The 13856-nt window shown below is 59.4% G+C and carries 11 protein-coding genes; 5 read left to right on the top strand and 6 right to left on the bottom strand.

Annotation, left to right across the window (positions count from 1 at the left end; all coding sequences use genetic code 11):
- Positions 1 to 70: 70 nt before the first annotated feature.
- The gene (locus tag NQ230_RS17560) at positions 71 to 1639 is read right to left on the bottom strand and encodes an ABC transporter substrate-binding protein (protein ID WP_213821222.1); all 1569 of its coding nucleotides are present in this window, start codon (positions 1637 to 1639) and stop codon (positions 71 to 73) included.
- Positions 1640 to 1840: 201 nt separating this feature from the next.
- On the opposite strand from NQ230_RS17560, the gene NQ230_RS17555 reads away from it, so the two are divergent.
- Complete coding sequence (locus tag NQ230_RS17555; protein ID WP_257258440.1) at positions 1841 to 2539, top strand: GNAT family N-acetyltransferase; 699 nt, start codon at positions 1841 to 1843, stop codon at positions 2537 to 2539.
- An 88-nt stretch (positions 2540 to 2627) separates the two neighbouring features.
- Here the strand turns inward: NQ230_RS17555 and betA are convergent, their stop codons facing one another.
- From betA to betI, 3 genes are read right to left on the bottom strand one after another with little or no spacing between them, the layout of a single operon-like run.
- The gene (betA, locus tag NQ230_RS17550; RefSeq protein ID WP_257258439.1) at positions 2628 to 4292 is read right to left on the bottom strand and encodes a choline dehydrogenase; all 1665 of its coding nucleotides are present in this window, start codon (positions 4290 to 4292) and stop codon (positions 2628 to 2630) included.
- Positions 4293 to 4305: 13 nt separating this feature from the next.
- Entirely contained in the window at positions 4306 to 5778 is a 1473-nt protein-coding gene (betB, locus tag NQ230_RS17545; protein WP_257258438.1) for a betaine-aldehyde dehydrogenase, read from the bottom strand.
- 13 nt (positions 5779 to 5791) lie between these two features.
- Positions 5792 to 6379 (bottom strand): transcriptional regulator BetI, encoded by a 588-nt coding sequence (gene betI / locus NQ230_RS17540; protein WP_213821361.1) that lies wholly within the window; start codon positions 6377 to 6379, stop codon positions 5792 to 5794.
- 128 nt (positions 6380 to 6507) lie between these two features.
- On the opposite strand from betI, the gene betT reads away from it, so the two are divergent.
- The 3 genes from betT to nadS all read left to right on the top strand — a co-directional run bounded on the left by betT (position 6508) and on the right by nadS (position 9351).
- Positions 6508 to 8541, top strand: coding sequence for a choline BCCT transporter BetT (betT, locus tag NQ230_RS17535; protein WP_024906970.1), 2034 nt, complete (start codon positions 6508 to 6510; stop codon positions 8539 to 8541).
- 138 nt (positions 8542 to 8679) lie between these two features.
- Positions 8680 to 9027, top strand: coding sequence for a type II toxin-antitoxin system RelE/ParE family toxin (locus NQ230_RS17530; RefSeq protein WP_159515604.1), 348 nt, complete (start codon positions 8680 to 8682; stop codon positions 9025 to 9027).
- Positions 9028 to 9066: 39 nt separating this feature from the next.
- Entirely contained in the window at positions 9067 to 9351 is a 285-nt protein-coding gene (gene nadS, locus NQ230_RS17525; RefSeq protein WP_121425658.1) for a NadS family protein, read from the top strand.
- A 70-nt stretch (positions 9352 to 9421) separates the two neighbouring features.
- On the opposite strand, the gene entD is transcribed toward nadS, so the two are convergent.
- Positions 9422 to 10069: an enterobactin synthase subunit EntD gene (gene entD, locus NQ230_RS17520; protein WP_121425498.1), complete on the bottom strand. Its 648-nt coding sequence runs from the start codon at positions 10067 to 10069 to the stop codon at positions 9422 to 9424.
- Between the two features lie 188 nt (positions 10070 to 10257).
- Positions 10258 to 12507 (bottom strand): TonB-dependent siderophore receptor, encoded by a 2250-nt coding sequence (locus NQ230_RS17515; protein ID WP_257258437.1) that lies wholly within the window; start codon positions 12505 to 12507, stop codon positions 10258 to 10260.
- Positions 12508 to 12653: 146 nt separating this feature from the next.
- Here NQ230_RS17515 and fes point away from each other — a divergent pair, with 146 nt between their 5' ends.
- Complete coding sequence (gene fes / locus NQ230_RS17510; protein ID WP_257258435.1) at positions 12654 to 13853, top strand: enterochelin esterase; 1200 nt, start codon at positions 12654 to 12656, stop codon at positions 13851 to 13853.
- Positions 13854 to 13856 lie beyond the last annotated feature (3 nt).

The raw sequence follows: 13856 nt of genomic DNA, 5'->3' as shown, positions 1-13856 counted from the left end.
TTCGCCTTACCCGGCCTACAAAAACCGAGAACGTAGGCCGGGTAAGCGCAGCGCCACCCGGCAACAAGGGCTACTTCGTGACGCGATCGTACCAGACCATATCCGCGTTCAGCCCCTGCTGATACCCCTTCACGTTATCGCGCACCACGATCTGGGTTTTGCCCTGATCGACAAATACGTACGGCGAATTCTGCTGCAGCTGTTTCTGCATCTTCTTATACAGATCCAGACGCTTCGCCGGATCCGGCTCGGCTACCGCCGCCAGCGTAGCTTTGTTCAGCTCTGGAATTTTCCAGCCGTTCAGCCCGGCCACGGTGCTGGATTTGCCGTCGTTCCACGCAAAGGCGCTGGCGTTAGAGTGCGCGTCAAAATAGTCCGGGATCCACAGACGAATCGCCGCCTGATGCTGCTTTGCGCGCACGCGGGCATAGACCTGGCTCCCGGCGGCAGGCAGCAGATCGACCTTCACGCCGCCCTGGGCAAAGCTCGCCTGCATCGACTGGGCGATGGTGATAAACGGCGGCTTGTTCTCCACGTCCAGCGTGAAGTGCGCGTCTTTAATGCCCGCCTTGGCGAGGATGGCTTTCGCTTTTGCCGGGTCAAACGTAAATGGATTGTCTTCCAGCGCGCCCGGCAGACCGACCGGCAGGAAGCTTTGGTGAACAAAGTACTGGCCTTTCAGCAGATTTTTAGTGATGCCTTCATAATCCACCAGCCAGCGCGAGGCTTCCCAGAACGCCGGGTTGTTCAGCAGCGGGTTGGCGCTGTTGCCGGTGTTGAACACCAGGTAATTCTGCTCCGCGGACGGAATGCTCAGCACCTTCACGCCCGGCTTGCCGTCCAGGGCGCTTATCTGGTCTGCACCCAGATCGCGCGCCACGTCCGCATCACCCTGCTGGATCAGCAGGCGGCGCGAAGCCGGGTCCGGGACGTTTTTAATGATGATGCTTTTGAGCTTCGGCGCGCCGCCGGGCGCTGACTCGTTGGCTTCCAGCACGATGGCCTGATGCGGCTGGTAGACACGCATTTTGAACGCGCCGCTGCCCGCCGAGTGCATTTTCAGCCAGGCGTTACCGAAGTCATTATCCTTCACGTTTGCCGCAACCTGCTTTTCATCGACGATGGAGGCAATCGGCGTGGAGAGAATATTCAGCGCCACCGACGGGCTAACGTCCGCCGTCCAGTGAAGCTGGAGGGTATGGTCGTCCACCTTTTTCAGCTGGCTGGCGATGTTGCTCGCGTCCCAGCCCAGCACGTTCAGGATGAATGCCGGAGATTTGTTCAGCGTTACGGCGCGGGTGTACGAGAAAATCACGTCTTCCGGGCGCAGCGGGTTGCCGGAGGCGAATTTGGCATCGGGCTTAAGTTTGATCGTCAGCGTTTTTGCTGCCGCGTCCGCTTCCCAGCTTTCTGCCAGAATCGGGGTGATTTTTTCCGGGTTATCGCGGTCCGGCTGTACCAGGCGCTGATATAGGCTCGGCACGGTCTGGATGCTGGAGAGCTCGTTGGCTTCGGCCGGGTCGAGGCTTACGATGTCATCAAGCCCCTGGGCAACTACCAGCGTGTTGGGCGGAGTAGCGGCGTGGGCAGCGCTTGAGAGCGCAGCCAGCACCAGTAACGGCAACAGTTTTTTCGTCATAGCGATCCCTGAGAAGAATATATTGTGATTGTTTTATGCTCCGCTACGTTAGGTCGACTCTTAAATTCCGCAAAGTCGAAATTCAGCTTTGCTTATATCTTCCGGGAATATCGCATGCGCTCGGGCTATTAGAATACGCTGCTTTTCGCCCGCTTTTTAACCTGCTATAACAAACTCCTTACCTTTCAGGGAGTCACCGCCGTGCCCGAAATCAATCAACATGGTCAAACCGTTAACGATATCGTTCCCGACTGGAAAGGCGCGCGCGTATTAACCCGCACGCCGCTGTTCGGCCAGTATTGCCGCCTGGAGCCGCTGGATGCCGATCGTCACGCGGCCGATCTCTATGAGGCCTACGCGCTGGGCGACGACAGCGACTGGACGTGGCTTGCCAGCACGCAGCCAGCGAGCGTGGAAGCCACCGCGCACTGGATCATGGCTAAGGTCATAGACGATGAGCTGGTGCCGTTTGCCGTCATTGATTTACGCACCGAGCGGGCGGTGGGGCTGGTGAGCTATATGGCTAACGAGCGGCTGCTGGGGTCGGTGGAAATTGGTCACGTGACCTGGTCGCGCAGGATGAAAGGGACCCGGATAGGCACCGAAACGGTGTGGCTGCTGCTGAAAAATGCGTTTGAGCACGGCTACCGGCGCCTCGAGTGGAAGTGCGATTCCATGAACATTGCGTCACGCAGCGCGGCGGAGCGGCTGGGGTTTGTCTGGGAAGGACGCCTGCGCCAGAAGCTGGTGCGCAAAGGGCGCAACCGCGACAGCGATATGCTTTCTATTATTGACGGCGAATGGCCGCAAAGAGACGCCGAACTGCGCGCCTGGCTGGCGGCAGAGAATTTTGACGGGGAAGGGCGGCAGATTAGGCGGTTAGAGGAATTTCGGAAGTAAAAGACTTACCCCTCACCCCAAAGGGGAGAGGGTGTAATCGTTCCCTCTCCCCTTTGGGGTGAGGGTTAGGATGAGGGGATAAACGCACTCAGCGTCTTACCGGTGCACCGTTCGCCACATAATACGCCGCCGTGCTCTTCGCCAGCGGCTCGCGCCCGCGAATGGCGTCGGCAATCTTCTCGCCAATCATAATAGTGGTGGCGTTCAGGTTACCAGTGATGATCTGCGGCATGATCGACGCATCCACCACGCGCAGCCCTTCCAGTCCGTGAACGCGGCCTTCGCCATCGACCACCGCCATCTCGTCGTAACCCATCTTGCAGGTGCCGCATGGGTGGAAGGCGGTTTCAGCGTGGTTACGCACGAACTCGTCCAGCTGTTCGTCGGTCTGGCACTCGACGCCCGGGCTGATTTCGCGACCGCGATATTTGTCCAGCGCGGGCTGGTGCATGATCTCGCGGGTGATGCGAATCGCGTCCCGGAACTCCTGCCAGTCCTGCTCGTGGGACATATAGTTGAACAGGATCGCCGGATGCTGGTGCGGATCGCGCGACTTAATCCGCACGTGGCCGCGGCTCGGCGAGCGCATGGAGCCGACGTGGCACTGGAAGCCGTGCTCTTTTACCGCGTTCGAACCGTTGTAGTTAATCGCTACCGGCAGGAAGTGGTACTGAATGTTCGGCCACTCGAACTCCTCGCGGCTGCGGATAAACCCGCCCGCTTCGAAGTGGTTACTCGCGCCTACGCCGGTGCCGCCAAACAGCCACTCGGCGCCAATCTTCGGCTGGTTCCACCACTGCAGGGCAGGGTAGAGGGAGACTGGCTCTTTGCACTCGTACTGGAGGTACATCTCCAGGTGATCCTGCAGGTTTTCGCCCACGCCTGGCAGGTCGTGCACCAGCGGAATATCGAACTCGGCGAGCAGGTCCGCGCTGCCCACGCCGGAGCGCTGGAGGATCTGCGGGGAGGCAATCGCGCCCGCACACAGCAGCACCTCTTTGTTCGCCGTCGCTCTGGACGGGATAGTGCTTTCCCCTTCCAGCCACTCGACGCCCGCCGCGCGCTTGCCGTCAAAGATAATGCGATCGGTCGTGGCGTGGGTGCGGATGGTCAGGTTCGGGCGCGGCTTCGCCTGGTCAAGATAGCCGCGCGCGGTGCTGGCGCGTCGGCCCTGCGGCGTGACCGTGCGGTCCATCGGGCCGAAGCCTTCCTGCTGGTAGCCGTTGAGATCCTCGGTGCGCGGATAGCCCGCCTGCACGCCCGCTTCTACCATCGCTTCAAACAGCGGGTTCACGCCCGGTTTGGAGGTTGTGACGCTCACCGGACCGTCGCCGCCGTGATAGTCGTTCGGCCCCACGTCGCGCGTCTCTGCCTTGCGGTAGTAGGGCAGGCAGTTGAGGTAGCTCCAGTGCTCCAGACCCGGCTCTTTGGCCCAGTGGTCAAGATCCATTGCGTTACCGCGGATGTAGCACATGCCGTTGATCAGCGACGAGCCGCCCAGCCCTTTTCCGCGTCCGCACTCCATGCGGCGGTTGTTCATGTACGGCTCTGGCTCGGTTTCATACGCCCAGTTGTAGCGCTTGCCCTGCAGCGGGAAAGCCAGCGCGGCGGGCATCTGGGTGCGGAAGTCAAAGCGGTAGTCCGGCCCGCCCGCCTCCAGCAGTAGGACGGTGGTGTTCGGATCTTCAGTCAGTCGCGTTGCCAGCACGTTGCCGGCAGAGCCGGCCCCGATAATGATGTAGTCAAATTGCAAATAAACCTCCCGGTTAAAATATGGACTGGAATTTACCCATCTCAACCTGGATGGACTTCACCTGGGTGTAGCTCTGCAGCGTCATCACGCCGTTCTCGCGGCCAATGCCGGAGTGTTTGTAGCCGCCGACCGGCATCTCTGCGGCGGATTCACCCCAGGTGTTGATCCAGCAGATGCCCGCTTCGAGCTGATGAATGGCGCCGTGCGCGCGGTTCAGGTCGGCAGTCACGATGCCCGCCGCCAGGCCGTAGTCGGTGTCGTTGGCGCGGCGAATGGCTTCTTCATCGGATTCATAGGTGAGGATGGACATCACCGGGCCGAATATCTCTTCGCGAACGATGGTCATCTCGTCGGTGCAGTCGGTGAACACGGTCGGGGCGACCCACGCGCCGTTGTCAAAGCCTTCGCCCCTCAGCGCGTCGCCGCCGCACAGCACGCGCGCGCCTTCCTCTTTGCCTTTGGCGATGTAGCGCAGCACGCTGTCGCGGTGCGGGAAGCTGACCATCGGGCCAAAGTTGGTGCGTTCATCGAACAGATCGCCCGCGCGGATGCGGCCCACGCGCTCGACGATTTTCTGCTCAAACGCGGCTTTCAATTTCGCGGGCACGAACACGCGGGTGCCGTTGGTGCACACCTGGCCGGAGCTGAAGAAGTTCGCCATCATGGCGATGTCTGCCGCGAGATCCAGATCCGCGTCGTCAAAAATGATCAGCGGGGATTTGCCGCCCAGCTCCATCGTCACCTCTTTCAGGGAGGAGGCCGCCGAGTTGGCCATCACCTTTTTGCCGCTGGCGACGCCGCCGGTGAAGGAGACTTTCGCGATGCCCGGATGCTCGGTCAGGTACTGGCCGGTCTCTGCACCCACGCCAGGCAGGACGTTAAACACGCCGTCCGGTACGCCCGCTTCGGTGTAGATCTCGGCAAGCTTGAGGGCGGTGAGCGGGGTGACCTCGCTCGGCTTGAAGATCATCGCGTTGCCCGCCGCCAGCGCCGGGGCCGATTTCCACAGGGCGATCTGGATCGGGTAGTTCCACGCGCCGATGCCCGCCACCACGCCCAGCGGCTCGCGGCGGGTGTACACGAACGAGGTGTCGCGCAGCGGGATCTGGCTGCCTTCCAGCGCCGGGATCAGCCCCGCGTAGTACTCCAGCACGTCCGCGCCGGTGACGATGTCGACGGTTGAGGTTTCGGAATATGCTTTACCGGTGTCGAGGGTTTCAAGCTTCGCCAGTTCGTCGTTGCGCTCGCGCAGGATATCGACGGCGCGACGCAAGATGCGCGAGCGCTCCATGGCGGTCATCGCCGCCCAGATTTTTTGCCCGCGTTGTGCGCTTTCCACGGCGCGATCGACGTCTTCTCTCCCGGCGGCCTGTACGGTCGCCAGAACTTCACCGTTGGCCGGGTTGATGGTCTCGAAGGTGCGACCGCTGGTGGCGGATGTATAACCACCATTGATATAAAGCTGCTGTTCTGCCATTCGGGACATAAATTCTCCTCGGTTATTCGGTCGGTAAATGCTGGCTGATAAAGTGGCTGGTGAGCGATTGCGCCAGGGTTTTATCAAGCGGCTTGCCGCTCAGCGCGGCGCGTAGCCACAGCCCGTCGATCAGCGCCGCCAGGCCGTAGCCCGCCTCTTCGGCCTGGTCGCGCGGCAGCTCACGGCGGAACTCGTACACCAGGTTTGACAACAAGCGACGGCTGCTCACCTGCTGCAGACGGTAGAGCATCGGCTGGTGCATGCTGCTCGCCCAGAAGGCCAGCCAGGCCTTCATGGCCGCTCCGCTGGTCTGGGTTTCATCAAAATTGCCGCCGACAATTGCCTGCAGGCGCTGCTCCGCGCTGCCGTTAGGCAGGGCGCGTAAGCGGCTTAATACCGCGTCGCGCAGCTGGCCGGTGATGTCGCGCATGGTCGCTTCCAGCAGACCGTTTTTGTCTTTGAAGTAGTGACTGATGATCCCCGTGGAAACGCCCGCCCGACGGGCGATCTGCGCGATCGTCGCGTCATGCATTCCCACTTCATTTATTGCTTCCAGCGTGGCGTCGATAAGCTGCCTGCGCCGGATCGGCTGCATCCCCACTTTGGGCATTTTTGCCACTCCATTCATCAGCGTTGGTAATACATTAAAGCGGTTTTTGATTGGACGTTCAATATAAAATGTGTCTTAATTGTTGCGGATTTGGATTTCAATAGTTACAAAAACAGTGGGGATACTGGATGACAGACCTTTCACAAGACAGAGAAAAAGACAAAATCAACCCGGTCGTTTTTTATACTTCCGCCGGGCTGATTTTGTTGTTTTCCCTGACGACCATCTTCTTTCGTGATTTTTCTGCCGAGTGGATTGGGCGCACCCTGAACTGGGTGTCGAAGACCTTCGGCTGGTACTATCTGCTGGCAGCGACGCTCTATATCGTCTTCGTGGTCTGCATCGCCTGCTCGCGCTTCGGGTCGGTGAAGCTCGGGCCAGAGCAGTCCAAGCCCGAGTTCAGCCTGCTGAGCTGGGCCGCGATGCTGTTTGCCGCGGGCATCGGCATCGACCTGATGTTCTTCTCCGTGGCGGAACCGGTCACGCAGTATATGCAGCCGCCGGAAGGGGCAGGTCAGACGATGGAGGCCGCGCGCCAGGCGATGGTCTGGACGCTGTTCCACTACGGCCTGACGGGCTGGTCGATGTACGCCCTGATGGGCATGGCGCTCGGATACTTTAGCTATCGTTATAATTTGCCTCTCACCATCCGCTCCGCACTGTATCCGATTTTTGGTAAAAAAATTAACGGCCCGATTGGACACAGCGTCGACATTGCGGCGGTCATTGGCACCATCTTTGGTATCGCGACGACGCTCGGGATTGGCGTGGTGCAGCTCAACTACGGGCTGAGCGTGCTGTTTGATATCCCGGATTCGATGGCGGCCAAAGCGGCGCTGATTGCGCTCTCCGTCATTATCGCCACCATCTCGGTGACGTCGGGCGTGGATAAAGGCATCCGCGTGCTGTCCGAGCTGAACGTGGCGCTGGCGCTGGGGCTGATCCTGTTCGTGCTGTTTATGGGCGATACCTCGTTCCTGCTCAATGCCTTGGTGCTCAACGTGGGCGACTACGTCAACCGCTTTATGGGCATGACGCTGAACAGCTTCGCCTTTGACCGCCCGGTAGAGTGGATGAACAACTGGACGCTGTTCTTCTGGGCGTGGTGGGTGGCGTGGTCGCCGTTTGTCGGCCTGTTCCTGGCGCGTATTTCACGTGGCCGCACCATCCGCCAGTTTGTGATGGGCACGCTGATTATCCCGTTCACCTTTACCCTGCTGTGGCTGTCGGTGTTCGGCAACAGCGCGCTGCACGAGATCATCCACGGCAATGCAACCTTCGCGCAGGAAGCGATGGCGCACCCGGAGCGCGGCTTCTACAGCCTGCTGGCGCAGTACCCGGCGTTCACCTTTAGCGCCTCCGTGGCGACCATCACAGGCCTGCTGTTTTACGTCACATCGGCGGACTCCGGCGCGCTGGTGCTGGGCAACTTCACCTCGAAGCTGAAGGACATCAACAGCGACGCGCCGAACTGGCTGCGCATCTTCTGGTCCGTCGCCATCGGCCTGCTGACGCTCGGCATGCTGATGACTAACGGTATCTCTGCGCTGCAGAACACCACGGTAATCATGGGACTGCCGTTCAGCTTCGTCATCTTCTTCGTGATGGCCGGGCTGTATAAATCGCTCAAGGTGGAAGACTACCGCCGCGTCAGCGCCAGCCGCGACACCGCGCCGCGGCCGATGGGTGCGCAGGACAGGCTGAGCTGGAAGAAACGCCTCTCGCGCCTGATGAACTACCCGGGCACGCGCTACACCAAACAGATGATGGAGACGGTCTGCTTCCCGGCGATGGAAGAGGTGGCGCAGGAGCTGAAGCTGCGCGGCGCGTACGTGGAGCTGAAAAACCTGCCGCCGGAGGAGGGCGAGACCCTGGGGCACCTGGACCTGCTGGTGCACATGGGCGACGAGCAGAACTTTGTCTATCAGATCTGGCCGCAGCAGTATTCGGTTCCCGGTTTTACCTACCGGGCGCGCAGCGGGAAATCGACCTACTACCGGCTTGAGACCTTCCTGCTGGAAGGCAGCCAGGGGAATGATTTGATGGACTACAGTAAGGAGCAGGTGATTACGGACATTCTGGACCAGTATGAACGGCACCTGAACTTTATCCATCTGCACAGGGAAGCGCCGGGGAATAGCGTGATGTTCCCGGATGTCTAAACGGATTCTTAAAATACCTCTGACCTGTATATAAATACAGTTTTATGGCGCAATATTACTCAAGGAAGAGTAACCATGCAGCAAAAGCCTGGTGCTGAAGCATTCAGGCTTTTGCTGCGCCCAGGGAAGGAACTATGGATGAGTCACGCGATAGAGTTTATCGAAACATCACTCTTTACCCGGCAGATTAAAAGCATTGCTACGGATGATGAATTAAAGGATCTGCAAAAGGAACTCATTGCCTGGCCTGATAAAGGCGACCTGATCCAACACACGGGTGGGCTACGGAAAATCAGGATGGCCGCAGGCTCAAAGGGAAAGAGAGGCGGTGCCAGAGTGATCTACTTTTTGGCCACGGAGGAGGTGATTTATTTCATCATGGCCTACCCAAAAAGCATTAAGGACAGCCTGACCGATCTAGAGAAAGCCGAACTCAAAAAACTCACGTCTGTTCTCACAAATACCGCTTCCAGTTCCGTTAACTAAAGGTGTACTATGTACTCCGTCAGGCAAAAGAGGCAGACAATGAGTATCTTCGATGAACTGAAGGCTTCGCTTGAAGAGGCAGCCGAAATCCAACGTGGTAAGAAAACGCCATCACGAGTAACTCGCTATGAGGTTGCGGACGTTCGGGCGATAAGAGAGCAGTTAAATGTCACTCAAAGCGAAATGGCGAAGGCTCTGGGTACAAGCATTGACACGATTAAAAGCTGGGAGTCGAAACGGCGAAACCCAACGGGATTAGCGGCGAAAGTGCTGAATGTGATTAGAGATAATCCCGCGTTTTACAGAGCGCTTGCGGGGCAGTGAGCGCCGGGTGGCGCTGCGCTTACCCGGCCTACAAAACCGCTTTACCGTAGGCCTGATAAGCGCAGCGCCATCAGGCTTTTAGCAGCGTCCACACGTTCCCATCATTATTCTGCCAGACGAGGGTGAAGCGTTTACCCTCAGGATATTCTCCAGCCGGGCGCGAAAGCGCCAGTGTGATTGTTTTTTCCGTTATCTCTGTGACTCTCGCCCACTCAAAACCCATGTAAATCTTCATCTGCGGGAAGAGGGCTTTAAACAAACTCTCTTTGGCGCTAAAAGCGAGCGTCAATGCCAGCGCAAAAGGGTAGCCCGAGTGCGTCAGGCATATCGCCTCCTGCGCATCAACGATGCCGTCCTTGATTTCGCGGGCTTCCCGGTCTGGAAGAATGGCTTCGCAATCAATACCCACCAGCGCATCTGGATGACGGACGACAACCGCCATCGCCTGCGTGCCGCTGTGGGTGATGCTTCCCGAAACCCCTTCCGGCCAGAGCGGTTCTCCGCTGGGGCCGATGCCGGGAACGGTGCGATCGGGTAAGGCATGCGCGGCGGCGATGCGTCCGGCAAGATGCTCGGCTTTGCGTTTGCGCCCGGCGTTTGAAAGCTCAGCGTGGTGGGGGAGCCAGAGGAGATCGGTGTCGGTGAAGGTGGTTGGGTCGAAGGTGACGTGGTGGACGGTGTGGCCGGCGAGAATGAACGTGGTATGGGTGGTGTGCATGTTTTTCCTTTTGAATTGTGCGGCCTGATGCCCTCACCCCGGCCCTCTCCCACAGGGAGAGGGAGCAAACACTAAAAACGGCAACGAGGTTGCCGTTTTGCTTTTACCTCGCCCTCACCCCGGCCCTCTCCCACAGGGAGAGGGAGCAAACACTAAAAACGGCAACGGGGTTGCCGTTTTGCTTTTATCTAGAATCGCGTATTCACGCTCATGTACCAGGTGCGGCCCGGTTCATTATACGTGTACGCACCCGCACCGTACATATACGCACCGGTGGTGGTGTTTCCGGTTGTCTGGGCATTACCCGCGCGCCACTGGCGTTTGTCGAAGACGTTGTCCACGCCGCCGGTCAGGCTGACGTTTTTGGTCATGTCCCACGTCGCGCTCAGGCCAACGATGCTGTACGGGCTGACTTCGTCTTTCTCAGACCCGGTCACAGGCTGGCCTTTGTAGTTGTACTTCTTCGGCTGCTGCTTGCCGTACCAGGTGAAGGTCGACTGGAGCGACACGTCCTGATGCACCTGCCAGCTCAGGGTTGAGTTCAGCGTGTACTCCGGAATGATCGACAGACGGTCGCCGGTCTCCTTGTTTTTGCTCTGCAGCATGTAGGTGATGTTGTTGGTCCAGTTGATCGTGTCGCTGACCGGCACGTTCAGGGAGCCTTCCAGCCCTTCGACCACCGCTTTCGGTACGTTTTCCCACTGGTAGATATCCGTCTGCACTTTACCGGAAGAGGTGTGACCAATCGGCGCGTAGCCCGCTTCGATCTTGTTGCGATAGTCGTTGCGGAACCAGGTCACGCCCGCCAGCCAGCCGTCGCGTTTCCACTCCAGGCCAATCTCTTTGTTGATGCTGGTTTCCGCTTTCAGGTCGTCGTTACCCATCATGTAGCAGCCCACGCCGTCGGAGCTCGCGTAGCAGCCCTGGCCCTTGCTGTAGAGCAGGTAGTTCGGGTTGGTCTGGTACAGGCTAGGCGCTTTGTAGGCGCGCGCGATCCCCATCTTCAGCGTGAAGTCATCGCCAAGACCCTGCGACAGGTTCAGCGACGGGCTCCAGTTGTTGCCGACGATGGTGTGGTGATCGAAGCGCAGGGCAGGGGTCAGCATGGTGCTGTCGGTCAGCTCCATGTTGTTTTCCGCGAACAGGGAGAAGATCTCCGCTGAGGTGTACGGGCTGCGGTCGTCGCTCATGCCCGGGATGGTGCCGCCCTGCTGGGTTTGCGTAAAGGAGGTCGAGTCCTTCATGCGCTGCTGGTTCCACTCGGTGCCCAGGGTCAGGTTCTGGTTGACGAGGAAATCGATCGGCAGGTTGATTTCGCTGTGCAGCATCATGTCGGCCAGGTCGGTGTCGGTGAATTTATTGCTGTTGAACAGCCCTTCCAGCCCGCCCGCCAGCCCTTCGCCCAGGCGGGAGTTGCGGGTGTGTTCGTACTGCGCCCAGCTGCTGGTGGTGATGCCGTTGTCCCAGCCGCCGTTCCAGGTGACCGCGAAGTTCTGACGATAAATACGGTTAGTTTCTTTACCGTAGTTTTTCTTCACCAGCCCGCTGGAGCTGTTGTCGTTGTTGGTGTTCTGGGTATCGCCCGCGTAGAGGTTGTTCTGGCGGCTGTAGCCCGCCTCAAACTCCAGGGACTGCATTGGCGCAAAGTCCCAGCGCACCACGCCGTTGATGTCTTTATTTTCCACACCCTCACGGCCCGCCGGCAGCGTGTCGGCGTAGGCACCGGTACGGTCAGACTGGTGACCCTGGTTAATGTCCCACGCGTCGGCCTGGGTTTTGTCCAGGTTACCGAACATGCGGAAGCTGAAGTCGCCGCCCAGCGGCCCGCTCAGGCTGAAGTTGGTGCGTTTGGTGGAACCTTCGTCCTTGTGTTCTGGCGCGTTCAGGTAGGTGTTCCAGGAGCCGTGCCACTGGTCGTCGAATTTTTTGGTGATGATGTTTACCACGCCGCCTGCCGCACCGTTGCCGTAGCGCGCGGCGGCCGGGCCGCGGATCACTTCGATGCGTTCGATCATCTCTGGCGGCACCCAGCCGGTGTCCCCGCGGGTGTCGCGCTCGCCGCGCCAGCCCAGACGGATGGAGTTGCGGCTGGTCACCGGCTTGCCGTCGATCAGGATCAGCGTGTTTTCAGGCCCCATGCCGCGGATATCAATCTGACGGTTATTCCCGCGCTGGCCGCTGGTGGAGTTTCCGGTCAGGTTAACGCCCGGCATGGTGCGGATGATTTCAGCCACGTCCCGCGCGGGCGGGTTTTTACGGATCTCATCGGCGGTGATGGTTGACACCCCCGGCGCCTGTAAATTCTGTTCGGCGGCGGTGATCACCATCGTATCTTCGTGCTGCGCGGTGGCGGTGTTGTCGTCTGCCATGGCGGGCAGCGCGACACCATAAATCCCTAAATTGACCAGCAAGGCCAGAGAGTGAATCTTCTTATTCATTGTACGTCCCGCTTTTATGGTTATTTAATGAGCGCGCTTCCCACAGCGCGGGCATTACGCTATTGCAAATGCAAATAGTTATCAATAATATTATCAATAAAATTTGTCCTGAAACAAAAAAGTCTGTTAAACATGAGGTTATAAGGGTGACGGCGTTAACAACGGGAAGTGAAGCCTGGTGGCAGTCGAAAAACGGGCCAGAATGGGAACGTCTGAGGGCGAGCTATCGCGTCACCTTCTGGTGGCGAGACCCGGCAGGAACGCAGAAAACGTCAGCAGTTAAACGCGTCTGGCTCTACATCACCGGCGTGACCGATCACCATCAACATGCCCGCCCGCAGTCCCTCGAACGCATCCCGGATACCGACGTCTGGCAGTGGCAGGGCGAGTTCAGCCCCGAGTGGCGCGGGAGCTACTGTTTTATCCCTTCTGTGAATGAAAATGATTTTGCCAGCGCAGTGTTTGAAGGCGCGCAGCCGGACCGCATGGCGCTGCGCGAAGGCTGGCGCAGGCTGCTGCCGCACGCGGTTTCCGACCCGCTGAATCCGCAGAGCTGGCGCGGCGGGCGCGGCCACGCCGTCTCGGCGCTGGAGATGCCAGACGCCCCCGTTCAGCCCGGCTGGAGTCGTCCCGATACGCCGTATCAGCCGCCGGTCTGCATTGAGTGGAACAGCGCGCGTTTGAACAACCGCCGCCGCGTGTGGATTTATACCACCGGTGACGAGAACCCCCAACGCCCGCTGGCGGTGCTGCTTGACGGGCAGTTCTGGGCCGAAAGCATGCCCGTCTGGCCCGCGCTGGCGTCGCTCACCACCGAGCGCAAACTGCCGCCTGCGGTCTACGTCTTAATTGATGCGATCGATACAGAACATCGCAGCCGGGAACTGCCCTGTTACCGCGATTTCTGGCTGGCGGTGCAGGAAGAACTTCTCCCTCAAGTCAACAATCTCGCGCCATTTAGCGACCGCGCCGACCGTACCGTGGTGGCGGGCCAGAGCTTTGGCGGACTCTCTTCGCTTTATGCTGGCCTCAACTGGCCGCAGCGTTTTGGCTGCGTGCTGAGCCAGTCCGGCTCGTACTGGTGGCCGCACCGCGGCGGGCAGCTGGAAGGGTGCCTCATCGAACAGCTCAGAGCGGGTGAGCTAACCGCGAGCGGGCTGCGTATCGTCCTTGAGGCCGGGCGCAACGAGCCGCTTATCTTCCGCGCGAATCAGGCGATTTTCGCCGAACTACATACGCAGCAGCCGATTTTCTGGCGTCAGGTTGACGGCGGGCATGATGCGCTTTGCTGGCGCGGTGGGCTGACGCAGGGGCTGATGACCCTCTGGCAGCCGCTCATTCACTAACGG

Source organism: Enterobacter asburiae (genome assembly GCF_024599655.1).
GTDB classification, from domain to species: domain Bacteria; phylum Pseudomonadota; class Gammaproteobacteria; order Enterobacterales; family Enterobacteriaceae; genus Enterobacter; species Enterobacter asburiae_D.
The sequence above is the reverse complement of the archived record's forward strand: the minus strand, read 5'-3'. Positions and strand labels throughout refer to the sequence as shown.